Annotated in this window: 22 protein-coding genes and 2 pseudogenes; 19 read left to right on the top strand and 5 right to left on the bottom strand. The window is 43.1% G+C overall.

The features are described 5' to 3' along the window. Positions 1 to 9 precede the first annotated feature (9 nt). The 3 genes from lpdA to ACNS8M_RS08270 all read left to right on the top strand — a co-directional run bounded on the left by lpdA (position 10) and on the right by ACNS8M_RS08270 (position 3,047). Positions 10 to 1,410 (top strand): dihydrolipoyl dehydrogenase, encoded by a 1,401-nt coding sequence (lpdA, locus tag ACNS8M_RS08280; RefSeq protein ID WP_104500146.1) that lies wholly within the window; start codon positions 10 to 12, stop codon positions 1,408 to 1,410. 11 nt (positions 1,411 to 1,421) lie between these two features. After that, a complete protein-coding gene (locus tag ACNS8M_RS08275) occupies positions 1,422 to 2,207 on the top strand; it encodes an acetoin reductase (protein WP_075166716.1) in 786 nt (261 codons plus the stop codon). Positions 2,208 to 2,426: 219 nt separating this feature from the next. Next, positions 2,427 to 3,047, top strand: coding sequence for a hypothetical protein (locus ACNS8M_RS08270; RefSeq protein WP_419224705.1), 621 nt, complete (start codon positions 2,427 to 2,429; stop codon positions 3,045 to 3,047). Here ACNS8M_RS08270 and ACNS8M_RS08265 read toward each other — a convergent pair. Next, positions 2,954 to 4,044, bottom strand: a protein-coding gene (locus tag ACNS8M_RS08265) for an IS4-like element ISAba1 family transposase (protein ID WP_085940648.1) whose coding sequence is annotated in 2 segments (ribosomal slippage) — positions 2,954 to 3,504 and positions 3,504 to 4,044 — 1,092 coding nt in all. Because the reading frame shifts where the segments join, the coding sequence is not laid out codon by codon here. The genes ACNS8M_RS08270 and ACNS8M_RS08265 overlap by 94 nt on opposite strands. Before the next feature lie 101 nt (positions 4,045 to 4,145). Here ACNS8M_RS08265 and aph(3'')-Ib point away from each other — a divergent pair. The 4 genes from aph(3'')-Ib to ACNS8M_RS08245 all read left to right on the top strand — a co-directional run bounded on the left by aph(3'')-Ib (position 4,146) and on the right by ACNS8M_RS08245 (position 6,975). Beyond that, positions 4,146 to 4,949 carry an aminoglycoside O-phosphotransferase APH(3'')-Ib gene (gene aph(3'')-Ib / locus ACNS8M_RS08260; protein WP_001082319.1) on the top strand — a complete coding sequence of 268 codons (804 nt, stop codon included), beginning with the start codon at positions 4,146 to 4,148 and terminating at the stop codon, positions 4,947 to 4,949. Further along, complete coding sequence (locus ACNS8M_RS08255) at positions 4,949 to 5,785, top strand: aminoglycoside O-phosphotransferase APH(6)-Id (RefSeq protein WP_000480968.1); 837 nt, start codon at positions 4,949 to 4,951, stop codon at positions 5,783 to 5,785. The genes aph(3'')-Ib and ACNS8M_RS08255 overlap by 1 nt, the downstream gene beginning before the upstream one ends. A 141-nt stretch (positions 5,786 to 5,926) precedes the next feature. Next, entirely contained in the window at positions 5,927 to 6,349 is a 423-nt protein-coding gene (locus tag ACNS8M_RS08250) for a hypothetical protein (protein WP_000656635.1), read from the top strand. Positions 6,350 to 6,564: 215 nt separating this feature from the next. Next, positions 6,565 to 6,975: a hypothetical protein gene (locus ACNS8M_RS08245; RefSeq protein WP_001057867.1), complete on the top strand. Its 411-nt coding sequence runs from the start codon at positions 6,565 to 6,567 to the stop codon at positions 6,973 to 6,975. A gap of 232 nt (positions 6,976 to 7,207) precedes the next feature. Here ACNS8M_RS08245 and ACNS8M_RS08240 read toward each other — a convergent pair whose 3' ends face one another. Then, entirely contained in the window at positions 7,208 to 7,738 is a 531-nt protein-coding gene (locus ACNS8M_RS08240; protein ID WP_000963725.1) for a conjugal transfer protein TraD, read from the bottom strand. Between the two features lie 455 nt (positions 7,739 to 8,193). Here ACNS8M_RS08240 and ACNS8M_RS08235 point away from each other — a divergent pair, with 455 nt between their 5' ends. Then, positions 8,194 to 11,112 carry an AAA family ATPase gene (locus ACNS8M_RS08235; protein WP_005119228.1) on the top strand — a complete coding sequence of 973 codons (2,919 nt, stop codon included), beginning with the start codon at positions 8,194 to 8,196 and terminating at the stop codon, positions 11,110 to 11,112. A 50-nt stretch (positions 11,113 to 11,162) separates the two neighbouring features. Further along, positions 11,163 to 11,600 (top strand): hypothetical protein, encoded by a 438-nt coding sequence (locus ACNS8M_RS08230; protein ID WP_000030933.1) that lies wholly within the window; start codon positions 11,163 to 11,165, stop codon positions 11,598 to 11,600. 84 nt (positions 11,601 to 11,684) lie between these two features. Here ACNS8M_RS08230 and ACNS8M_RS08225 read toward each other — a convergent pair whose 3' ends face one another. Further along, positions 11,685 to 12,389 (bottom strand): IS6-like element IS1006 family transposase, encoded by a 705-nt coding sequence (locus ACNS8M_RS08225; protein WP_001067784.1) that lies wholly within the window; start codon positions 12,387 to 12,389, stop codon positions 11,685 to 11,687. A 63-nt stretch (positions 12,390 to 12,452) separates the two neighbouring features. On the opposite strand from ACNS8M_RS08225, the pseudogene ACNS8M_RS08220 reads away from it, so the two are divergent. The 6 genes and pseudogenes from ACNS8M_RS08220 to ACNS8M_RS08195 form a co-directional block, all read left to right on the top strand. Then, positions 12,453 to 13,283: pseudogene (locus tag ACNS8M_RS08220) on the top strand (IS91-like element ISCR2 family transposase); the annotation flags it as partial. A gap of 284 nt (positions 13,284 to 13,567) precedes the next feature. After that, positions 13,568 to 14,233, top strand: a pseudogene (locus ACNS8M_RS08215) (tyrosine-type recombinase/integrase). Positions 14,234 to 14,422: 189 nt separating this feature from the next. Continuing rightward, entirely contained in the window at positions 14,423 to 15,589 is a 1,167-nt protein-coding gene (locus ACNS8M_RS08210; RefSeq protein ID WP_024160783.1) for a tetracycline-inactivating monooxygenase Tet(X3), read from the top strand. A 148-nt stretch (positions 15,590 to 15,737) separates the two neighbouring features. Beyond that, entirely contained in the window at positions 15,738 to 16,475 is a 738-nt protein-coding gene (locus ACNS8M_RS08205) for a recombinase family protein (RefSeq protein ID WP_001366550.1), read from the top strand. After that, entirely contained in the window at positions 16,472 to 16,696 is a 225-nt protein-coding gene (locus ACNS8M_RS08200; protein WP_000743213.1) for a hypothetical protein, read from the top strand. Before ACNS8M_RS08205 ends, ACNS8M_RS08200 begins: the two co-directional genes overlap by 4 nt. A 210-nt stretch (positions 16,697 to 16,906) precedes the next feature. Further along, positions 16,907 to 18,400, top strand: a complete 1,494-nt coding sequence (locus tag ACNS8M_RS08195) for an IS91-like element ISVsa3 family transposase (protein ID WP_001120888.1) — start codon at positions 16,907 to 16,909, stop codon at positions 18,398 to 18,400. 175 nt (positions 18,401 to 18,575) lie between these two features. On the opposite strand, the gene ACNS8M_RS08190 is transcribed toward ACNS8M_RS08195, so the two are convergent. Both ACNS8M_RS08190 and sul2 read right to left on the bottom strand, forming a co-directional pair. Next, entirely contained in the window at positions 18,576 to 18,878 is a 303-nt protein-coding gene (locus tag ACNS8M_RS08190) for a phosphoglucosamine mutase (protein WP_000251875.1), read from the bottom strand. Between the two features lie 86 nt (positions 18,879 to 18,964). Then, positions 18,965 to 19,780, bottom strand: coding sequence for a sulfonamide-resistant dihydropteroate synthase Sul2 (gene sul2, locus ACNS8M_RS08185; RefSeq protein ID WP_001043260.1), 816 nt, complete (start codon positions 19,778 to 19,780; stop codon positions 18,965 to 18,967). Positions 19,781 to 19,869: 89 nt separating this feature from the next. Between sul2 and ACNS8M_RS08180 the strand changes: the two genes are divergently transcribed. The 4 genes from ACNS8M_RS08180 to ACNS8M_RS08165 all read left to right on the top strand — a co-directional run bounded on the left by ACNS8M_RS08180 (position 19,870) and on the right by ACNS8M_RS08165 (position 22,531). Then, a protein-coding gene (locus ACNS8M_RS08180; RefSeq protein ID WP_085940648.1) for an IS4-like element ISAba1 family transposase occupies positions 19,870 to 20,960 on the top strand; the annotation gives its coding sequence in 2 pieces (ribosomal slippage) (positions 19,870 to 20,410 and positions 20,410 to 20,960; 1,092 coding nt in all). Positions 20,961 to 21,138: 178 nt separating this feature from the next. Continuing rightward, positions 21,139 to 21,501 carry a hypothetical protein gene (locus ACNS8M_RS08175; protein ID WP_168370458.1) on the top strand — a complete coding sequence of 121 codons (363 nt, stop codon included), beginning with the start codon at positions 21,139 to 21,141 and terminating at the stop codon, positions 21,499 to 21,501. A gap of 211 nt (positions 21,502 to 21,712) precedes the next feature. Beyond that, the gene (locus ACNS8M_RS08170; protein WP_075166718.1) at positions 21,713 to 22,108 is read left to right on the top strand and encodes a transposase family protein; all 396 of its coding nucleotides are present in this window, start codon (positions 21,713 to 21,715) and stop codon (positions 22,106 to 22,108) included. Between the two features lie 36 nt (positions 22,109 to 22,144). Next, positions 22,145 to 22,531: a transposase gene (locus ACNS8M_RS08165; protein WP_213032874.1), complete on the top strand. Its 387-nt coding sequence runs from the start codon at positions 22,145 to 22,147 to the stop codon at positions 22,529 to 22,531. The last annotated feature ends 89 nt before the right edge of the window (positions 22,532 to 22,620 follow it).

Here is a 22,620-nt window from a genome sequence, read left to right as displayed (position 1 = left end):
GGAATAGTCATGTCAGATACACAATTTGATCTTGTGGTTATTGGTGCTGGTCCTGGAGGATATGTCGCTGCGATTCGCGCAGCGCAACTGGGATTAAAAACGGCAATCGTTGAAAAACAACACTTAGGCGGAGTATGTCTTAATTGGGGATGCATTCCAACCAAGGCATTATTGAGCGGGGCTGTGCTTGCGCAGCAGTTCAAACATGCAGGGCAGTTTGGCTTTACGCTTAACGCGATTGATTTTGATATTCAAAAACTGGTCCATCATAGCAGACAGGTTTCTGAGCAACTGGTGCAAGGTATCGGTCAACTATTGAAAAAAAATCAAATCACTGTTTTTAACGCAGCAGCCCAGTTTATTGCCAAAGAGCAATTAGAGCTTACAGATGCGAATGGTCAAAAACAGCAGATTTCTGCACCGCATATTATTGTCGCAACAGGCGCACGTGCGGCCAATTTGCCTCATATTCCTGTAGATGGCCATCAGGTCTGGAGTTATAAAGAGGCTTTAGTTCCAGAACAATTACCAAAATCTTTACTAGTCATTGGTTCGGGTGCTATAGGCAGTGAGTTTGCAAGCCTATACCAAGACTTAGGCTGCCAAGTCACCTTGGTTGATATTGCAAAGCAGATTCTTCCTAGCGAAGACATTGAGGTTGCGAAGTATGTACAAAAGCAATTTGAACAGCAGGGTATGCAGGTTTTAACCGAAGCGATTGTAAAAAAAATAGAAACTGATCAGGCTCAAGTACATTGTCATATTGAAACTGCCACAGGTGTACAAATCATTACTGTTGAAAAGGTGCTTTCAGCTATTGGCGTGAAACCAAATGCTGAAAATCTTGGCCTAGAAGCTTTGGGAATTGAATTTGAGAATGGTTTTATTAAAGTCGACTCATGGTGTAAAACCAATGTAGTGGGCATTTATGCAATTGGTGATGTCGCAGGCGCACCGTGTTTGGCACACAAAGCCAGTCATGAAGCCATTCTTTGTGTGGAGAAAATTGCAGGCCTAAGTCATGTACATGCTTTAGATCGTACACAAATTCCGGGCTGTATTTTTACCCATCCGCAAGTGGCCAGTATTGGTTTGACAGAACAGAAAGCGAAAGCTGCGGGCTTGAATATCAATGTGGGTAAGTTTCCTTTGCAAGCCAATGGTAAGGCATTGGCTTTGGGCGATAGCGCAGGATTTGTTAAAACCATTTTTAGTCAGGAAACAGGTGAATTGTTGGGTGCTCACATGGTTGGGCATGAAGTCACCGAACACATCCAAGGTTTTGCGATCGCAAAATATCTAGAAGCAACCGATGAAAGCTTAGCACAGGTCATTTTCCCTCATCCTACTTTATCTGAGGCGATGCATGAGTCGGTCTTGTCTGCGATGCAACGTGCAATTCATATCTAAGGAGTCGCAACATGCCTAGAGGTTTAAACAATAAAGTTGCATTAATTACGGGTGCGGCACAAGGTATTGGACGCGGTATTGCCTTACGTTTAGCACAAGAAGGTGTTCATATTGGATTGGTCGATCTTCACCAAGAAAAGTTAAATACTGTTCAACAAGAGGTTGAAGCCTTTGGCGTAAAAGCCACCACATTTATTGCGGATATTTCAGATCCAATACAAATCAGTGACGCTATTAATCATGCAGAATCGACACTTAATGGTTTTGATATCATGATTAATAATGCAGGTATTGCACAAGTCAAAGCTTTGGCAGAAGTAACGCCGAGTGAATTTAACCAAATTATGAACATCAATGTCGGTGGTGTACTTTGGGGGATTCAAGCCGCAGCAAATAAATTTAAACAACGCCAACAGGCTGGAAAAATTATTAATGCATGCTCAATAGCAGGTCATGAAGGTTTTGCTTTACTCGGTGTTTATTCGGCAACTAAATTTGCAGTTCGTGCATTGACGCAAGCTGCGGCTAAAGAATATGCCAGTGCTAAAATTACGGTAAACAGCTATTGTCCGGGTGTTGTTGGTACAGACATGTGGGTCGAAATAGATCAGCGGTTCTCTGAAATTACAGGTGCACCAATTGGTCAAACGTATAAAAAATATGTAGATGGTATTGCTTTAGGACGTGCTGAAACACCAGATGACGTGGCTGCATTAGTTGCATTTTTAGCCAGCGAGGATGCAAACTATATTACAGGTCAGTCTATTTTGACAGATGGTGGAATGGTTTACCGTTAATATCAACAGGCTTTGTTGCACAAAGATTTCATAACTATATGATTTTAAAAGTTTTGATTATTTTTTTATCCAAAATTAAATTTATTTAAATCAGATGCTTACATATTTATGCAACAAAGCCGATATTAATTAGTTTTTCATTAAAATTTTGATTGAGTGATACTCATAGACTGGGTAGGATTGGAGCAATTTAAATTTCATTCACTTTTTTGTTCATTTATGAAGAATTTTTTTTATCTGTCAACTTTAGTATTTAGCAGTTCTTTTATTTTAGGAAATGTAAGTCATGCTTCAGAGTTTAATGGTTTTAAAAGCTTAGATGTTGCTCGTGATAATGTACGTTTGGGTGCTTTATGGCAGCAAGGTACAGGTCCTATAGGGCTAGAAACATCAAGGGATAACACTATTACCTCAAAGTCATTTAATGGATATGATATTCAGAAGAATTTTGATCTTGATGTAACAGCTAGTATTTATGGACTTTTAGGCATTTCACCAAAAATTCAAAAAAATGTAAAATTGAATTTAGAAGGGGTAGAAGTTGTTACAGTTAAAGATTTAACTCAACTTAATATCACGAATGGTAATAATATTATTTATGAAGCTTTAAGAGTAAAAGGTTTCACTCTTGATATAATCAATGATGCAAATGCTGAAATTGAAACAGCTATTTTAGAAAAATTTGGCAATAGTACGATTAGTGCCGATAGTAACTATAATAAAAAGATCTCTGTACACGACAAATTTCACAGAACCCTTATCCTATCAGGATTCTGCTTTCTTAAAATTGCCAAAATTTCCTTAAACTCTTCTTTTTTCCCAAAACCAATTAAACGCTGAATCGCCATTTGAACATAGTCTAAACCATAGCGAAATAAACTCATTGAGAGTCGTCCATGCTTCTTTATTTTTATCGCTTTTTTTTGATTATGTTGCCATTCACCCGTTAAGTAACACCAACAGAAGCTTATAGCTAACACCGCAATCAATTTTTTCACTCGTCTAGGGTCTGTCAAGCGCGTATTTTCAAGATTAAACCCGCGTCCTTTGAGACAACTGAATAAGGTTTCAATTTCCCAGCGTAATGCATAATCCTGAATAGCATTGGCATTAAACTGAGGAGAAACGACGAGTAAAAGCTCTCCATTTTCTAACTGTAGTGCACTTATATATAGTTTCACCCGACCAACCAAAATCCGTCGTTTACGACATTCAATTTGACCAACTTTAAGATGGCGAAATAAATCACTAATTTTATGATTCTTTCCTAAATGATTGGTGACAATGAAGTTTTTTTAACACGAATGCAGAAGTTGATGTCTTGTTCAATTAACCATGTAAACCACTGCTCACCGATAAACTCTCTGTCTGCGAACACATTCACAATACGGTCTTTACCAAAAATGGCTATAAAGCGTTGAATCAAAGCAATACGCTCTTTCGTATCTGAATTTCCACGTTTATTAAGCAATGTCCAAAGGATAGGTATCGCTATTCCACGATAAACGATTGCGAGCATCAGGATATTAATATTTCGTTTTCCCCATTTCCAATTGGTTCTATCTAAAGTCAGTTGCACTTGGTCGAATGAAAACATATTGAAAATCAACTGAGAAATTTGACGATAATCAAAATACTGACCTGCAAAGAAGCGCTGCATACGTCGATAAAATGATTGTGGTAAACACTTGATGGGCAAGGCTTTAGATGCAGAAGAAAGATTACATGTTTGCTTTAAAATAATCACAAGCATGATGAGCGCAAAGCACTTTAAATGTGACTTGTTCCATTTTAGAGATTTGTTTAAGATAAGATATAACTCATTGAGATGTGTCATAGTATTCGTCGTTAGAAAACAATTATTGTGACATTATTTCAATGAGTTATCTATTTTTGTCGTGTACAGAGCGCTTCATCAGAAAACTGAAGGAACCTCCATTGAATCGAACTAATATTTTTTTTGGTGAATCGCATTCTGACTGGTTGCCTGTCAGAGGCGGAGAATCTGGTGATTTTGTTTTTCGACGTGGTGACGGGCATGCCTTCGCGAAAATCGCACCTGCTTCCCGCCGCGGTGAGCTCGCTGGAGAGCGTGACCGCCTCATTTGGCTCAAAGGTCGAGGTGTGGCTTGCCCCGAGGTGATCAACTGGCAGGAGGAACAGGAGGGTGCATGCTTGGTGATAACGGCAATTCCGGGAGTACCGGCGGCTGATCTGTCTGGAGCGGATTTGCTCAAAGCGTGGCCGTCAATGGGGCAGCAACTTGGCGCTGTTCACAGCCTATCGGTTGATCAATGTCCGTTTGAGCGCAGGCTGTCGCGAATGTTCGGACGCGCCGTTGATGTGGTGTCCCGCAATGCCGTCAATCCCGACTTCTTACCGGACGAGGACAAGAGTACGCCGCAGCTCGATCTTTTGGCTCGTGTCGAACGAGAGCTACCGGTGCGGCTCGACCAAGAGCGCACCGATATGGTTGTTTGCCATGGTGATCCCTGCATGCCGAACTTCATGGTGGACCCTAAAACTCTTCAATGCACGGGTCTGATCGACCTTGGGCGGCTCGGAACAGCAGATCGCTATGCCGATTTGGCACTCATGATTGCTAACGCCGAAGAGAACTGGGCAGCGCCAGATGAAGCAGAGCGCGCCTTCGCTGTCCTATTCAATGTATTGGGGATCGAAGCCCCCGACCGCGAACGCCTTGCCTTCTATCTGCGATTGGACCCTCTGACTTGGGGTTGATGTTCATGCCGCCTGTTTTTCCTGCTCATTGGCACGTTTCGCAACCTGTTCTCATTGCGGACACCTTTTCCAGCCTCGTTTGGAAAGTTTCATTGCCAGACGGGACTCCTGCAATCGTCAAGGGATTGAAACCTATAGAAGACATTGCTGATGAACTGCGCGGGGCCGACTATCTGGTATGGCGCAATGGGAGGGGAGCAGTCCGGTTGCTCGGTCGTGAGAACAATCTGATGTTGCTCGAATATGCCGGGGAGCGAATGCTCTCTCACATCGTTGCCGAGCACGGCGACTACCAGGCGACCGAAATTGCAGCGGAACTAATGGCGAAGCTGTATGCCGCATCTGAGGAACCCCTGCCTTCTGCCCTTCTCCCGATCCGGGATCGCTTTGCAGCTTTGTTTCAGCGGGCGCGCGATGATCAAAACGCAGGTTGTCAAACTGACTACGTCCACGCGGCGATTATAGCCGATCAAATGATGAGCAATGCCTCGGAACTGCGTGGGCTACATGGCGATCTGCATCATGAAAACATCATGTTCTCCAGTCGCGGCTGGCTGGTGATAGATCCCGTCGGTCTGGTCGGTGAAGTGGGCTTTGGCGCCGCCAATATGTTCTACGATCCGGCTGACAGAGACGACCTTTGTCTCGATCCTAGACGCATTGCACAGATGGCGGACGCATTCTCTCGTGCGCTGGACGTCGATCCGCGTCGCCTGCTCGACCAGGCGTACGCTTATGGGTGCCTTTCCGCAGCTTGGAACGCGGATGGAGAAGAGGAGCAACGCGATCTAGCTATCGCGGCCGCGATCAAGCAGGTGCGACAGACGTCATACTAGATATCAAGCGACTTCTCCTATCCCCTGGGAACACATCAATCTTACCGGAGAATATCGTTGGCCAAAGCCTTAGCGTAGGATTTCGCCCTCTCCCGCAAACGACCCCCTTTTATCTACACTAGATTTAAAACAGTTGAACGTATGAAAGAAGCTGTTTCTCAAAATATTCAATCAGACAACTTGAGCCATCAAAACGCCATCAAGAACAAGGAAGAACAAAAAGCCCGAATTAAAAAATTCCGTGATCAGTTAGAGATCGGGACGATCTTATATACCTCATGGGGATATGAGCAAACAAATGTAGACTTCTATCAAGTTATTGAGAAAAGCCGGGCATATTGTGTCATCCGTGAACTTAAACAGGCTTATGATGCAACAGGTTCAATGCAAGGTTATGTTGTGCCTTTACCGAATGAATTTACCAGCAAAGAGCCAATGAAAAAAAAGATCATGGATAACTATATCGTGATTCATCAGTCTGCAAATGCAACAGTATTAGATTTTGAATTATTGCCGACAGGTACAAAAGTTTATAAACGCTGCTATACATCATCATACGCATAAAACAGTTGACCCCCTGAAGGGGGTCAATTCACTACAGAGGAAAATATGAAGCATTCAAAATTAATATATAAAGATTGGCAATTATATTTAAGGCTCTTATTTGAAAATAAATAGGGGTAATAGTCACCCGCATTTTTTTGATGTTTAGATTTCTAATGCTTCAAAAAAATGCGGTTCATTGCGTATCATATAATGAATATTAAGGAACTGAAAAAATGAATAATGCTCAATTCAAAATTGAATGCTTCAGAAATGGTTTATATAGCCCAGAGCAAATAATTGAATTTTACAAGGTAGTCCACACGGAAGAAACTAAGTACAATAGCCGTGATGCTCAACTTTGGATTAATGGGAAAAGCTCTAGGGAATATCAAATTGACCCTAAAGCAATTCAAATTGTAGATATGCTTAATGCAATCAGATCGGAAGTAATTGCAAAAGAAAAAGAGCGTATAGAACTTGGCAATCCAAGATATAAATATCTATTCAAAGGTGAACAAGCACTATGGTCGGAGCATCAGGAATTTATAAATTTACCTGTCAATTTTTATAATTCAATAATGGTTGAGCTAGGTAAAAAAGATTTAATTTATTTTGAATTTTCAAAAAAAGATATTGAATCCTAAACGATAGAGCAGAGCAAAGTGTCTACTTTGCGAACTGAAAAATCTGAAAAATCCTCCCTTCTCTGATTACTGTTGAATGGGGCAAGCGAAGCAGACAAAATCTGTGATTTTGGCTAGCTGACCGCAGACCCGCAACTACTTCCATGTTACCTATAAGCGGGATTAACAAAGCAATCCCGCAGGGTTGCGACTGAAAAAAATTAAATTATATTTTTACCAGTTTGAATATTCTTTAATTTGTAGAGCCTGAATTATCAACTAGAGTTGATTTAGATTTTTTTGATTGTTCCCGATCAGCAATAAATTTGTCACCAGCAATTTTTAAACTGTCAAAATGTTGGGGATTGGATTTATATGATTCAAGAGCCTTTAAAAGAACACCAGTAATAATTCCTTTATCTTCAGTTGGGAAATCTACTATTTCAAAAAGCGCACCAATTGAAATTAATTTATGTTCACGTTTTTTGCGATCTTTAACTTGAGCAGCTTGAGCATCTTTTTTCAAACTAGCTAAAAGTTTTTTTTCATCTTCCTTAATTTTTTCTAATTCTAAACGTGCTTTATGTTTTTTAAATTCATTTTTCATTACACGTTCAAATGAACTAATTTGCTGCTTTGTTGGTGAGCCTGATTCAATACTTTTAACAAGTGACAAAATTAAATCTTCAGTTTGGTTTCTATTCTCTAATCCCTTCAAACGAGAGATTTCATCAGTTACAAACTTTTTTTGATCTTCAGTAAATTTTAGATTTTCGATAGCCATTGCCACTTCCTCATTGTCAATATTTTTAAATCATAGCATAACTAAAAATAGAGGAAATCTATTACAGCACTAAACAACAAAAATCATATTAAATTATTAATTTCTGACTTTTACAATTAAAGAAATATTTATTCTGAGTATGACTTGAATTGAAAAATATTTAGCCAGGTGATCATTTTTTATAGGATTTTTAAAATTTTAAAATTGGCTTTCAGTCCTTTAGTTTAAAAAATATCCTAATGTCTATCTAATAACAAAAAATTACAGTTTATAGCTTAAAAAAATCCTTATTAATCGTGTCACTTATAGACCCTCAGATTTGGGGTTTCTGAACTATGGGTTATCACCTTGTAGCGAATATATATTGAAGTTATCATGACAACAGCAGTTGGAATGTGCACGCTTCCGCGTTTCTCTCCGAGAAACAAAAAAAGCAGATTCAAAATAGGCGAATTATGGCGATTTATCACTTATCAGTTAAATCAGGTAGGCAATACGGTTCTTCGGGAAGTCGAGGGGCAAGCCATTACGCTTATATAAATCGTGAAGGTAAATACAAAAGAGAAGATTTAGAAAATATAAAATCAGGAAATTTACCAAATTGGGCTAAAGATGCTGCTCATTTTTGGAAGTCAGCAGATAAGAACGAACGCATTAATGGACGTATTTATACTGAATTGGAAATTTCATTGCCTAGAGAATTGAATAAAGAACAACGTGAAGAATTAGTACAGGAATTTGTAGATAAGACTTTAGGTAAAAACTTCACATATTCCTATGCAATTCATAGCCCATTAGCAAGTGATGGTGAACAAAATCCTCATATTCATTTGATGTTTAGTGAAAGAAAATTAGATGGTATTGATCGTGACGAAGTACAACACTTTAAACGCTACAATCCGACTAATCCTGAAAAGGGCGGGGCAGGTAAAGATCGCTATTTTTCATCTAAAGTTTTTGTGGCAGATACACGCTTATCATGGGCTAACCATGTAAACGATTTTTGCGAAAATTTAGGTCTTGATGCTCGTATAGATCATAGAAGTTATAAGGCTCAGGGGCTTGAATTATCCAGTCAAAACTTCAGGGCTGATTATGTTAGTAATCATAAATATTTCATTAATGAAAATATAAAAAATATACGTCATCAAAATGGCGAAATTATTATTGAGCGTCCTTCGGAAGTTATTAGAGCTTTAACTTCTAATCAGTCTGTATTTACTGCCCGTGATCTTGAGCGTTTTGTTATGGCTCATACTGACAGTCAAGAACAATATCTTAAAGCCTATGAAGCTGTAATGACTTGTCCTGATATGGCAATGTTGTTTGGGAAAGATAAGGTTGTATTCTCATCAAAAGAATTGGTCGGAATTGAAGATTCTATTACTGCATTTATCTACAATGCCAATGAGCAAAGTCGAGTACAGAAGCCATTTAATTTAACTGAAAAATTCACTTTAAATGCTGTAAAAATTGCTGATAAAAGAACATTCAATAGAGAGCAAGAAGCAGCCTATTATACTTTGACTTCTACTGATCGAATCTCATTGCTAAATGGTTCGGCTGGTACTGGTAAGTCTTATGTTCTTAGTGCTGTTTCTGAAGCCTTCAAAACTTCAGATTATAAAGTTCATGGTATTGCTTTGCAGGCAATTACAGCTAGAGCTATTTCTGACGATTGTAATATTCCAAGCAGTACAATTGCTTCATTCCTTGCCCGATATGAAAGTGGTAATTTTGAGATCAATAATAAGACTGTCTTGATCTTAGATGAAGCGGGGATGGTCGGCTCAAGAGACATGCAAAAACTTCTCATGATCGTAGAGAAGCATGATGCTCAAATAAAACTTGTTGGTGATAGTTATCAGTTAAGTGCTGTTAGTGCTGGTTCTGCTTTTGCTCATATTCAAGATAACCTTGATAAGAAAAATATTGCTTCATTAGAAAATATACAACGACAAAAATATGCGAAGGAATCAGAGAAAATGATTGAAGCATCTAAGTTGTTATCTAAGCATGAAGTTGACAAAGCATTAGATATTTATAAGACCATTAATGCTGTTAATGAATATGAATCTCACGATCTAGCACTAGCCAAAACTATTAAATCTTGGAGTGAAGATTCTAGCGAAAATAAGTTAATGCTTGCTCATTCAAATAATGATGTGAATGAATTAAACCGCATGGCAAGAAATGTATTAATTAAAAATGGTCAACTTTCTGCTACTGGTAATCATGTTAAAACTGCTTTCGGTGATATTGAAATTACTGTCGGAGAAAAAATTGTATTTAAGCAGAATGATTCAAAATTAAAAGTTAGCAATGGTGAAACAGCAAAAGTAATCGGTTTTGAAAAAGATAATCTTAATAACATTAAATTTATGATGGTTCAGTCAGATAGAAATAATGAGATCATTAAAGTAGATTTAAATGAATACAACCAATTTAAATATGGTTATGCAAATACTATTCACTCATCACAAGGTATGACTGTTGATAATGCCTATATTGTGGCGAGTGAGAACATGAATGCTAATTTAACTTATGTTGCTTTGACCCGACATAAACATAATGTCGAAATTAATTATTCTGCTATGTCGTTTACCACGAATGAAAAAGAATTCGTTAAACGTCCAGATGGGAAAATCTCATATGATCAGAATTACAATCCTGTTGAAAAAGAAGTTACACCTTTTGAAAACTTCAAAAAAGTTCTAGGACGATCAGAAAAGAAAGAATTTTCTACAGACTTCACTTTAGTAGACAAGCAAGAAAAATTGATCAAAGCATATCTGCAAGATCACCGCCACCATATTGAAGATAAGCGGGAGATATACGGAATTAACTCGAAGATACATGCTTTAACTTCAGAGAATCGTACATTCACGAAGGAAGAAATTGTTACCGAGGTTCGTGCGAATCTTAAATCTAAATCTATTTTAGGTGATGAGATCGGTAGCATTAGAGGTATGAAAATTGCAAAAGGTGAGCTTCTCAAACTTGAGGAAGGGTTACAGATCAAGACTGGATTCTTTAAGAAAGAAACCTTTGAGAAGGGAACAGAATTAAAGGTTCTTGATGCCTACAAGATGAAAGATAAACCAATGATTAAAGCTCGAATCAATGATATGGAATATGAGATTCCATTTGAAAAACTTTCTGTTAAGTATTCAGATCGGTACTTCACAGAGTTTAAAGATCAGAGCGCACACCGTTTTACTGCCCGCAATAAAACTGAAGTTTATAGCGAGTACCGTGAGCAGTTATTGAAGCAAAAGATTACTGCACCGGAAGAAAATTTGAATGCTCCTAATCACAAGATGAAGCTGCAAAGCAATCTTAATACTACCCCTAGAAATACACCTAGAATCTAACTTCACCTGGCATAAGCAAGTGAAAATAACAAACCATAAAAGACTTTTTAATGAGTAAAGATGATCATGATAAATTTGTATTATTCCTGATAGTTGTAGGCTTTATCGTGTTAGTTGTTTGCGGTCTTGCGTGGCAGGGAGCAGGCATCTTTAACTTGCCTTTCACAGTGATGCTATGGACTATCATTAGATTAATTATCGTGGTATCGCTTGTATTTATTACTGGAAAATTCGGTCTATCAAGAGAGTTTACTTTCCCCGCAGCAGCAGTAGGTTTAGCTTTTAGTTTATTCCCTGTCCTTGATCATATTGCGTTAGGTTATTCTGCTAAAAATTTCTATGAAACCACTAATTTTATGGGGCAAACGGTTCGGGAATTTGGTGCCAGTAAAATTACGGTCTGGTGGGGTTCGATTTATGCCAAAATAGCCTATGCTAGCCTTGCAGGTTTAATTGGATATGGTGTTAAGGTCGCCACTGATGATTAAAAAAGAAAAACCAACTTGAAGTTGGTTTTTTTGGCACTGTTGCAAATAGAGATTTGAGTCGATGATGTTCCCTTTAAAAAGTACTTAGAGACCGAAAACCCTGTTGATTAGACACACTTCACCCTGAGGCTGACCATAATAAAATGACGATGCTTGTCCTTTACGTAGTGCACGCATGACTTCAATACCTTTAATTGTGGCATAAGCCGTCTTCATAGATTTGAATCCTAATGTGGCCCTGATGATCCGCTTTAGCTTGCCATGATCACATTCAATCACGTTATTTTTATACTTAATCTGCCTGTGCTCAAGGTCTGGTGGACATTTACCTTCCCGTTTTAACCGTGATAAAGCACGTCCATATGTGGGTGCTTTATCCGTGTTGATCACTTGTGGAATTTGCCACTTCTTCACATTATTTAAAATTTTTCCAAGAAAACAATATGCTGATTTGGTATTACGTCTAGAAGAAAGATAAAAATCAATGGTATCGCCACGTTGATCGACTGCACGATACAGATAAGACCATCGTCCATTCACTTTTACATAGGTTTCATCAATATGCCACGAGCTCAGATCTGTAGGATTACGCCAATACCAGCGTAAACGTTTTTCTATTTCAGGAGCATAACGTTGAACCCAACGGTAAATAGTCGTGTGATCAACATTCACACCCCGTTCGGCCAGCATTTCCTGCAGTTCACGATAGCTAATGCCATATTTACAATACCAGCGCACAGCCCAAAGAATGATTTCGCCCTGAAAATGCCGACCATGGAAAGGATTCATATGCTGCACCTTTAGCTAAAACAGTCTTCAGCTTACCATTCGTGGTTATTTGCAACAGTGCCGCTGACGCACACCATCGCCCACCGGGTGGGTCGCTATCTGGAACGGCAAGGCCTGCTGGAACGGGATGTCGAAAACAGCTATCTGGCCTCGGATGCGGTGGATGACGACCCGATGACACCCCTGCTGGGGCACTCGATCACTTACCGTATCGCTGTCGGTTCACAGGCGGGGCGAAAGGTGTTCACTTTGCAAACTCTGCCGACCAGTGGTGATCCGTTCGGTGACGGGATTGGCAAGGTAGCCGGGTCCAGCCTGCACGCCGGCGTGGCGGCCAGGGCCGATGAACGCAAGAAGCTCGAACGGCTGTGCCGGTACATCAGCCGCCCGGCGGTATCCGAGAAGCGGCTGTCGTTAACACGAGGCGGCAACGTGCGCTACCAGCTCAAGACGCCGTACCGGGACGGCACCACGCACGTCATTTTCGAACCATTGGATTTCATTGCAAGGCTGGCCGCCCTGGTACCGAAGCCCAGAGTCAACCTAACCCGCTTCCACGGGGTGTTCGCACCCAACAGTCGGCACCGGGCGTTGGTCACGCCGGCAAAACGGGGCAGGGGCAACAAGGTCAGGGTGGCTGATGAACCGGCAACACCAGCACAACGGCGAGCGTCGATGACATGGGCGCAACGGCTCAAGCGTGTTTTCAATATCGACATCGAGACCTGCAGCGGCTGCGGCGGCGCCATGAAAGTCATCGCCTGCATTGAAGACCCTATAGTGATCAAGCAGATCCTTGATCACCTGAAGCACAAAGCCGAAACCAGCGGGACCAGGGCGTTACCCGAAAGCCGGGCGCCACCGGCTGAGCTGCTCCTGGGTCTGTTTGACTGACGAGCCTGAAGGCCAACGATACCAATCAAAATGCTGCGTTCACAGCGCCGCGGCAGGGATCCGCCGTGCTGGTTGTCGGAAAAGGAGCCGCTAGTGGGAAAGAGGAGGGTAAATTTTCAGCGTTGCTGGCTCCCCGTCAGCCGGATTGGGTTGCATCGCAGGGGTGTCGAAAGAGTCAACTGCGGTCCAAAGCTGTTGGACTTGGGTGAAAAGGGCGTTTATTCTTCCTATACGTCGATCGATTGAATGAAGGACATATACAATCATTTCTCCGACATTTGGTTATGGAGCGAAAAGTTTCAATATCTTATCAAAACCAGGCAATCAATGCGATTAAGTTTTATTACGAACGTGTTTTGGGTGGACAACGGAAAACATATTTCATCGAAAGACCAAAAAAAGAAAAAACACTTCCTGTTGTGATGAGTGAAGAAGAAACCATTCGGGTACTACGCGCTATTGAAAACGTGAAACACAAGGCTATTCTGATGACTATTTATTCGGCAGGTTTGCGCATTTCTGAATGTATAAACCTGAAAATAAAAGACATTGACTCCAAGCGCATGCAAATTCGTATAGAATAGTCAAAAGGAAAAAGAGGTCGTTATACCATTTTATCTGAGAAAACATTAATTATTTTAAGAACATACTTTATGGAATATAAACCAAAAGATTATTTATTTGAAGGTCAAAAAGGTGGCGCATACTCAAGCCGAAGTATTCAAAACATTTTTAAAGCAGCTGTTTTAAAAGCAAAGATTCAAAAGGAAGTTACTGTACATACCTTACGACATAGCTTTGCAACGCATTTGCTTGAGAATGGTACGAGTTTACGTTATATTCAATCGTTGTTAGGTCATTCAAGCAGTAAAACAACTGAGGTTTATACACATATTACCACCAAGGGAATGGAACAATTAAAAAGTCCGATGGATTTGTTAGATATATAGAAAGGATTTGTATATTTGAGCAAAACTTAACAAAAAGCACTATGAATATAAATCCTTTTGAGAGAGTAGAAACGAACGGTAAACGGTTGAAAACGGATTTGTCACTGATAATGAAAGGTTTAGCAAAATAAGATATAGTGGATATATACGCCATTTGGCGTATAGCCACTTGTTATGTGCCATTTTTGAATGACAATGCGAATAGATACAGACAAACAAATGAATTTACTTAGTGATAAGAACGTTGCAATAATTGGTGGTGGACCCGTTGGACTGACTATGGCAAAATTATTACAGCAAAACGGCATAGACGTTTCAGTTTACGAAAGAGACAACGACCGAGAGGCAAGAATTTTTGGTGGAACCCTTGACCTACACAAAGGTTCAGGTCAGGAAGCAATGAAAAAAGCGGGATTGTTACAAACTTATTATGACTTAGCCTTACCAATGGGTGTAAATATTGCTGATGAAAAAGGCAATATTTTATCCACAAAAAATGTAAAGCCCGAAAATCGATTTGACAATCCTGAAATAAACAGAAATGACTTAAGGGCTATCTTGTTGAATAGTTTAGAAAACGACACGGTTATTTGGGATAGAAAACTTGTTATGCTTGAACCTGGTAAGAAGAAGTGGACACTAACTTTTGAGAATAAACCGAGTGAAACAGCAGATTTGGTTATTCTTGCCAATGGTGGAATGTCGAAAATAAGGAGCTTTGTTACCGACACGCAAGTTGAAGAAACCGGTACTTTCAACATCCAAGCTGATATTCTTCAACCGGAAATAAACTGTCCCGGATTTTTTCAGCTATGCAACGGCAACCGATTAATGGCGGGACATCAGGGCATTTTATTGTTTGCCAATCCCAATAATAATGGTGCATTGTATTTAGGAATTAGTTTTAAAACGCCCGATGAATGGAAAAATAAAATTCCCTTAGATTTTCAGGACAGAAACAGCGTTGCCGATTTTTTATTGAAAAGATTTTCCAAATGGAGTGAAGTTTACAAACAATTAATACGTTCGGTATCAACATTTCAATGCTTGCCCACAAGGAAATTTCCTTTGAACAATGATTGGAAAAGTAACCGTCCATTACCCATAACAATGATTGGCGATGCTGCTCATTTGATGTCGCCTTTTGCAGGACAGGGTGTAAATACGGGATTATTGGATGCTTTGATATTGTCTGAAAACCTTACAAACGGAGAATTTACAAGTATTGAAAATGCCATCGAAAACTACGAACAACAAATGTTTGTTTATGCAAAAGATACGCAGGACGAATCGACAGAAAACGAAACCGAAATGTTTAGTCCCAATTTTTCGTTTCAAAAATTATTGAATCTATAAACAGTAAGAAAAAACGGCTACTAACAAGCAGTTTTGCAATAGTGGGGCAGAAGTGCAAAATTGAACTTGTGTGCTTCTATCAACTTTTGTACATTAGCTGCCAGTTTAAGATGGGTGCATTTGAGTATGCCCAAAGGAGCCCGCAAGTATGCGCAGGACGAAGCCAGTAGCCGCGCCGATGGTGGCGCGGGTCTATCTGCGCGTCAGCACCGACGCGCAGGACTTGGAACGCCAAGAGGCGATCACTACGGCCGCGAAGGCCGCCGGCTACTACGTCGCCGGCATCTACCGTGAGAAGGCATCCGGCGCACGCGCCGACCGGCCTGAGCTGCTGCGCATGATCGGCGACCTACAGCCCGGCGAGGTGGTCATTGCCGAGAAGATCGACCGCATCAGCCGCCTACCTTTGCCCGAGGCCGAGCGCCTGGTGGCCTCGATACAGGCCAAAGGCGCACGCCTGGCCGTCCCTGGCGTGGTCGATCTATCCGACCTGGCGGCCGAGGCCCAGGGCGTCGCCAAGATCGTGCTGGAAGCCGTGCAGATCATGCTTTTTCGCCTGGCCTTGCAGATGGCCCGCGACGACTACGAGGACAGGCGCGAACGCCAGCGCCAAGGCATTGAGTTGGCCCGCCAGGCCGGGCGGTACAAGGGCCGCCGTGCTGATCCGAAGCGCCGCGCCCAAGTTGTCGCGCTGCGCAAGTCCGGCTACAGCATCAACAAGACCGCCGAGCTGGCCGGGTACAGTGCGGCCCAGGTGAAACGGATATGGGCCGAGGTCAGCCAGGCCGAAGCGAAGCAGCACGGCGCGTTCGTGGAGGACGCATTGACGGAAGCCGATGCCCTGGCCGCTGTCGGCCAGGATGAGCGCCAGGAGGAAAGGGCATGAAGAAGCCGAACCAAGACGACGAGCCGTTTTTCATCACCGAGGAGATTGCGGCCGAAATGATCGCCGGCGGCTATGAGTTCGAGCTGCCGCCCATTCCTTGCACCATCCGCCTACGCGACGTGCTGGAGCGCATGACCGATGCTGAGCTAGCATTGCAGCCGGGCGAGATCGCCGACCAGGAGCGTGAACGCTGCCGGCGCAAGCCGTGTTCAACCTCATGATCTGGTCATGGTATTTTTCATGGCACTGAGCCTGATAGTTCTTGCAAATTGTTGTCACTAAAGGGTTTTGTGTGCTTGTTTACAATCGAGTGGGAGTGACGGGCACTGGCTGGCAATGTCTAGCAACGGCAGGCATTTCGGCTGAGGGTAAAAGAACTTTCCGCTAAGCGATAGACTGTATGTAAACACAGTATTGCAAGGACGCGGAACATGCCTCATGTGGCGGCCAGGACGGCCAGCCGGGATCGGGATACTGGTCGTTACCAGAGCCACCGACCCGAGCAAACCCTTCTCTATCAGATCGTTGACGAGTATTACCCGGCATTCGCTGCGCTTATGGCAGAGCAGGGAAAGGAATTGCCGGGCTATGTGCAACGGGAATTTGAAGAATTTCTCCAATGCGGGCGGCTGGAGCATGGCTTTCTACGGGTTCGCTGCGAGTCTTGCCACGCCGAGCACCTGGTCGCTTTCAGCTGTAAGCGTCGCGGTTTCTGCCCGAGCTGTGGGGCGCGGCGGATGGCCGAAAGTGCCGCCTTGCTGGTTGATGAAGTACTGCCTGAACAACCCATGCGTCAGTGGGTGTTGAGCTTCCCGTTTCAGCTGCGTTTCCTGTTTGCCAGCCGGCCCGAGATCATGGGGTGGGTGCTGGGCATCGTTTACCGCGTCATTGCCACGCACCTGGTCAAGAAAGCGGGCCATACCCACCAAGTGGCCAAGACGGGCGCGGTCACCCTGATCCAGCGTTTTGGATCGGCGCTCAATCTGAATGTTCACTTCCACATGCTGTTTCTCGACGGTGTGTATGTCGAGCAATCCCACGGCTCAGCGCGTTTCCGCTGGGTCAAGGCGCCGACCAGCCCAGAGCTCACCCAGCTGACGCACACCATCGCCCACCGGGTGGGTCGCTATCTGGAACGGCAAGGCCTGCTGGAACGGGATGTCGAAAACAGCTATCTGGCCTCGGATGCGGTGGATGACGACCCGATGACACCCCTGCTGGGGCACTCGATCACTTACCGTATCGCTGTCGGTTCACAGGCGGGGCGAAAGGTGTTCACTTTGCAAACTCTGCCGACCAGTGGTGATCCGTTCGGTGACGGGATTGGCAAGGTAGCCGGGTCCAGCCTGCACGCCGGCGTGGCGGCCAGGGCCGATGAACGCAAGAAGCTCGAACGGCTGTGCCGGTACATCAGCCGCCCGGCGGTATCCGAGAAGCGGCTGTCGTTAACACGAGGCGGCAACGTGCGCTACCAGCTCAAGACGCCGTACCGGGACGGCACCACGCACGTCATTTTCGAACCATTGGATTTCATTGCAAGGCTGGCCGCCCTGGTACCGAAGCCCAGAGTCAACCTAACCCGCTTCCACGGGGTGTTCGCACCCAACAGTCGGCACCGGGCGTTGGTCACGCCGGCAAAACGGGGCAGGGGCAACAAGGTCAGGGTGGCTGATGAACCGGCAACACCAGCACAACGGCGAGCGTCGATGACATGGGCGCAACGGCTCAAGCGTGTTTTCAATATCGACATCGAGACCTGCAGCGGCTGCGGCGGCGCCATGAAAGTCATCGCCTGCATTGAAGACCCTATAGTGATCAAGCAGATCCTTGATCACCTGAAGCACAAAGCCGAAACCAGCGGGACCAGGGCGTTACCCGAAAGCCGGGCGCCACCGGCTGAGCTGCTCCTGGGTCTGTTTGACTGACGAGCCTGAAGGCCAACGATACCAATCAAAATGCTGCGTTCACAGCGCCGCGGCAGGGATCCGCCGTGCTGGTTGTCGGAAAAGGAGCCGCTAGTGGGAAAGAGGAGGGTAAATTTTCAGCGTTGCTGGCTCCCCGTCAGCCGGATTGGGTTGCATCGCAGGGGTGTCGAAAGAGTCAACTGCGGTCCAAAGCTGTTGGACTTGGGTGAAAAGGGCGTTTATTCTTCCTATACGTTGTCGGCAGCGGGCCAAAAAGGAATACGTCCATGCCCATCGAGGTGAAACCGGCTGTGAGCGCGGGTTCAAGCATATAGCCCGACAGGCGCGTATCCTTGCCGATCACGACACGATGGCGGTGGTCACCGCGACGAAAGACACGGCCAGCCGCCATGCCGACGCGCAAGGCGGTTTCCGCCGTCATCGCGCCTTCGTTGGCTTTGCCACGAATACCGTCTGTGCCGAAATATTTGCGCACCATAAGGTCGATTATCCTGTCGTCGGGTCGCCCTCAAAGGGGACATGCCTGCTGAACCGCGAATATAGAGAAATATCCCGAATGTGCAGTTAACGAATTCTTGCGGTTTCTTTCAGCGCCGCCAATACCGCCAGCCCGTCGCGCAAGGGGCGCGGCTCGTGTGTGCGGATGAAGTCAGCTCCACCTGCGGCGGCGGCAAGCTCTGCAGCGAGTGTCGCGGCCCCGACATCCCCCGGACCACGGCCTGTGAGCGCGCGCAGAAAGGATTTGCGCGAAACAGACAGAAGCACCGGCAAATCGAAGCGCAGCCGCAATTCATCGAACCGCGCCAGCACCGAGAGCGAGGTTTCGGGAGCAGCCCCCAGAAAAAACCCCATGCCGGGATCAAGGACAAGGCGGTTGCGTTTGATACCGGCACCCGTCAGCGCCGCGATGCGCGCGTCAAAGAACGCCGCAATGTGATCCATGATGTCGCCAGCGGGTGCCTCGCGCCGATCTGCCTGCCCGTCTTGCACCGAATGCATAACGACGAGTTTGGCAGATGATTTCGCCAATTGCGGATAGAACGCAGCGTCTGGAAAACCGCGAATATCATTGAGATAGGCCACACCACGCGACAAGGCATAGGCTTGCGTCGCGGGTTGATAACTGTCGAGCGAGACGGGAATGCCATCTGCCTTGAGCGCGTCCAGCACCGGCGCGATACGCGCGATTTCTGTGTCGGACGAAACAGGCGCGGCGTCGGGATTGCTGGATGCCGGACCGAGGTCGATCACATCTGCCCCCTCGGCCATCAGCTTACGCGCCTGCGCAATGGCTGCGTCTGGCGCCAGATACCGGCCTCCATCGGAGAAACTGTCCGAGGTTATGTTGACGATGCCGAAAATGATGAGCGATTTATTCATGGGGGCTTCTATAATAATCTCTGTACACGACAAAAATAGATAACTCATTGAAATAATGTCACAATAATTGTTTTCTAACGACGAATACTATGACACATCTCAATGAGTTATATCTTATCTTAAACAAATCTCTAAAATGGAACAAGTCACATTTAAAGTGCTTTGCGCTCATCATGCTTGTGATTATTTTAAAGCAAACATGTAATCTTTCTTCTGCATCTAAAGCCTTGCCCATCAAGTGTTTACCACAATCATTTTATCGACGTATGCAGCGCTTCTTTGCAGGTCAGTATTTTGATTATCGTCAAATTTCTCAGTTGATTTTCAATATGTTTTCATTCGACCAAGTGCAACTGACTTTAGATAGAACCAATTGGAAATGGGGAAAACGAAATATTAATATCCTGATGCTCGCAATCGTTTATCGTGGAATAGCGATACCTATCCTTTGGACATTGCTTAATAAACGTGGAAATTCAGATACGAAAGAGCGTATTGCTTTGATTCAACGCTTTATAGCCATTTTTGGTAAAGACCGTATTGTGAATGTGTTCGCAGACAGAGAGTTTATCGGTGAGCAGTGGTTTACATGGTTAATTGAACAAGACATCAACTTCTGCATTCGTGTTAAAAAAACTTCATTGTCACCAATCATTTAGGAAAGAATCATAAAATTAGTGATTTATTTCGCCATCTTAAAGTTGGTCAAATTGAATGTCGTAAACGACGGATTTTGGTTGGTCGGGTGAAACTATATATAAGTGCACTACAGTTAGAAAATGGAGAGCTTTTACTCGTCGTTTCTCCTCAGTTTAATGCCAATGCTATTCAGGATTATGCATTACGCTGGGAAATTGAAACCTTATTCAGTTGTCTCAAAGGACGCGGGTTTAATCTTGAAAATACGCGCTTGACAGACCCTAGACGAGTGAAAAAATTGATTGCGGTGTTAGCTATAAGCTTCTGTTGGTGTTACTTAACGGGTGAATGGCAACATAATCAAAAAAAAGCGATAAAAATAAAGAAGCATGGACGACTCTCAATGAGTTTATTTCGCTATGGTTTAGACTATGTTCAAATGGCGATTCAGCGTTTAATTGGTTTTGGGAAAAAAGAAGAGTTTAAGGAAATTTTGGCAATTTTAAGAAAGCAGAATCCTGATAGGATAAGGGTTCTGTGAAATTTGTCGTGTACAGAGTAAAAAGATACAAGTAAAGGCTGATAATCTGTTTGTTGCTTATCGTGTAATAACTATAAAAAATGCGAGAGTTAAAGAAAAAACAAAGAAAATTACTGATAAACCTGTAAAATTAGATGGTTATACTTTTAATATTTATCCTGATAAAGCAATTTCATGTATGTGTCCAGGTATTGGAAGTGCTGTTAGTTTGGCTGCTTCAGCAACTTGCCGAGCTAAAAATCCATTAACAATTGTGGCTGAAAATCCTAAATTAGGAAATATCAATCAAGGTGGATTGCATTTAAAGGTTACTCAAAGTTGGGAAGCACCTTTACAAGCACCGATACGATTAGATTATAGACAAAAATCAGGTGGAATAGAAGTTGATTTGCTACGTGTAAATGCATATGTAAGTAATATGATTTATAAGTCTTGTCTTCGTTTAGAAGATTACCAGTTATCGGAAGAGTCATCTTTAAAACTAACAAAAATTCGCTATGAGTTAACTCCTCTTAAACGTCCACAGGCTCCAGGATGGTAATATTAAAAAACAACAGCAGGTCGACCTGAATCTATAATAAAAAAGCGTGCTCTCCTGAGAGCACGCTTTTTTATTATGTATACCTTTTAGTATGCTAAATATTAAATGTTTATAAAAACTTCAATAGATCTCTTTCATAAATCAAAAAACGATCTTCTTTTTGGTTGATATTTGCACTCCAGATTTCTTGGCATTCATGCATAATCTGCGGATGAAATACATCGATTCAAACAAGCTTTCTGATCCTCAGTTCAAGCGATACACGGGCATCTCATGGTCAACCTTTGATTTAATGGTTGAGCAATTGAAGAAACATGTCCCTGCCAAAGGCAGACCGCCCAAGTTAAGCCTGGAAGACCAGGTTCTGCTCTGTCTAAGCTATTGGCGTGAATACCGAACATTGTTCCATGTCGCAACAAGTTATGGCGTGTCAGAGCCCACAGCCTCAAGAATTGTCCGTCATGTTGAAGACTGCCTGATTCGGTCCAATCTCTTTAATTTATCCAAAGATTTACCCGAGGGCGAAGGCATCGATTGGAATGTTGTGATCGTGGATGCCACAGAAATTCCAATCCAAAGGCCTAAAAAAACAGAAGAAAAGCTATAGCGGCAAGAAAAGACCCACACCTTCAAAGTACAGGCCATCATTCATTATCAAACTCAAAAAATCCTGAGTTTATGTACCAGTCGCGGTGCAGTGCATGATTTCGAGTTATTCAAACGCAATTTAAACCAGATTCCTTTTGGGGCTTTTATCCTTGCAGATAAAGGCTATCAGGGGATTTATGTGTTGTATCCGAATAGCCTGTTGCCATTAAAAGCCAAAAGACACTGTAAATTGGATCCTGAATTGAAAATCTATAATCAAGAAATCAATAAAAGAAGAATCGGAATTGAGCATGTATTTGGCAGCCTGAAAACCTTCAAAATCCTTGCTGAGCGTTATCGAAATAGAGGTAAAAGGCTTGGTTTGAGATTCAATTTAATCGCTGGAATCTACAACTTGGAACTGAGCAAAAATGATTTATGAAAGAGGTCTAATTAGTTATATTGTTTTAAATAAAATCGGCTTTGTTGCATAAATATGTAAGCATCTGATTTAAATAAATTTAATGTTGG

This window comes from Acinetobacter sp. A2, assembly GCF_048537555.1.
Taxonomy (GTDB): Bacteria; Pseudomonadota; Gammaproteobacteria; order Pseudomonadales; family Moraxellaceae; genus Acinetobacter.
The sequence above is the reverse complement of the archived record's forward strand: the minus strand, read 5'-3'. Positions and strand labels throughout refer to the sequence as shown.

Bases quoted from the DNA above. Each gene is read 5' to 3' on its own strand.
- ACNS8M_RS08245 (WP_001057867.1), top strand. From the start codon at position 6,565: ATGAATAATGCTCAATTCAAAATTGAATGCTTCAGAAATGGTTTATAT.
- ACNS8M_RS08175 (WP_168370458.1), top strand. From the start codon at position 21,139: ATGTGTCCAGGTATTGGAAGTGCTGTTAGTTTGGCTGCTTCAGCAACT.
- ACNS8M_RS08275 (WP_075166716.1), top strand. From the start codon at position 1,422: ATGCCTAGAGGTTTAAACAATAAAGTTGCATTAATTACGGGTGCGGCA.
- ACNS8M_RS08210 (WP_024160783.1), top strand. From the start codon at position 14,423: ATGACAATGCGAATAGATACAGACAAACAAATGAATTTACTTAGTGAT.
- ACNS8M_RS08255 (WP_000480968.1), top strand. From the start codon at position 4,949: ATGTTCATGCCGCCTGTTTTTCCTGCTCATTGGCACGTTTCGCAACCT.
- ACNS8M_RS08205 (WP_001366550.1), top strand. From the start codon at position 15,738: ATGCGCAGGACGAAGCCAGTAGCCGCGCCGATGGTGGCGCGGGTCTAT.
- ACNS8M_RS08250 (WP_000656635.1), top strand. From the start codon at position 5,927: ATGAAAGAAGCTGTTTCTCAAAATATTCAATCAGACAACTTGAGCCAT.
- ACNS8M_RS08170 (WP_075166718.1), top strand. From the start codon at position 21,713: ATGAAATACATCGATTCAAACAAGCTTTCTGATCCTCAGTTCAAGCGA.
- lpdA (WP_104500146.1), top strand. From the start codon at position 10: ATGTCAGATACACAATTTGATCTTGTGGTTATTGGTGCTGGTCCTGGA.
- sul2 (WP_001043260.1), bottom strand. From the start codon at position 19,780: ATGAATAAATCGCTCATCATTTTCGGCATCGTCAACATAACCTCGGAC.
- ACNS8M_RS08230 (WP_000030933.1), top strand. From the start codon at position 11,163: ATGAGTAAAGATGATCATGATAAATTTGTATTATTCCTGATAGTTGTA.
- ACNS8M_RS08195 (WP_001120888.1), top strand. From the start codon at position 16,907: ATGCCTCATGTGGCGGCCAGGACGGCCAGCCGGGATCGGGATACTGGT.
- ACNS8M_RS08200 (WP_000743213.1), top strand. From the start codon at position 16,472: ATGAAGAAGCCGAACCAAGACGACGAGCCGTTTTTCATCACCGAGGAG.
- ACNS8M_RS08190 (WP_000251875.1), bottom strand. From the start codon at position 18,878: ATGGTGCGCAAATATTTCGGCACAGACGGTATTCGTGGCAAAGCCAAC.
- ACNS8M_RS08270 (WP_419224705.1), top strand. From the start codon at position 2,427: ATGAAGAATTTTTTTTATCTGTCAACTTTAGTATTTAGCAGTTCTTTT.
- ACNS8M_RS08225 (WP_001067784.1), bottom strand. From the start codon at position 12,389: ATGAATCCTTTCCATGGTCGGCATTTTCAGGGCGAAATCATTCTTTGG.
- ACNS8M_RS08240 (WP_000963725.1), bottom strand. From the start codon at position 7,738: ATGGCTATCGAAAATCTAAAATTTACTGAAGATCAAAAAAAGTTTGTA.
- ACNS8M_RS08235 (WP_005119228.1), top strand. From the start codon at position 8,194: ATGGCGATTTATCACTTATCAGTTAAATCAGGTAGGCAATACGGTTCT.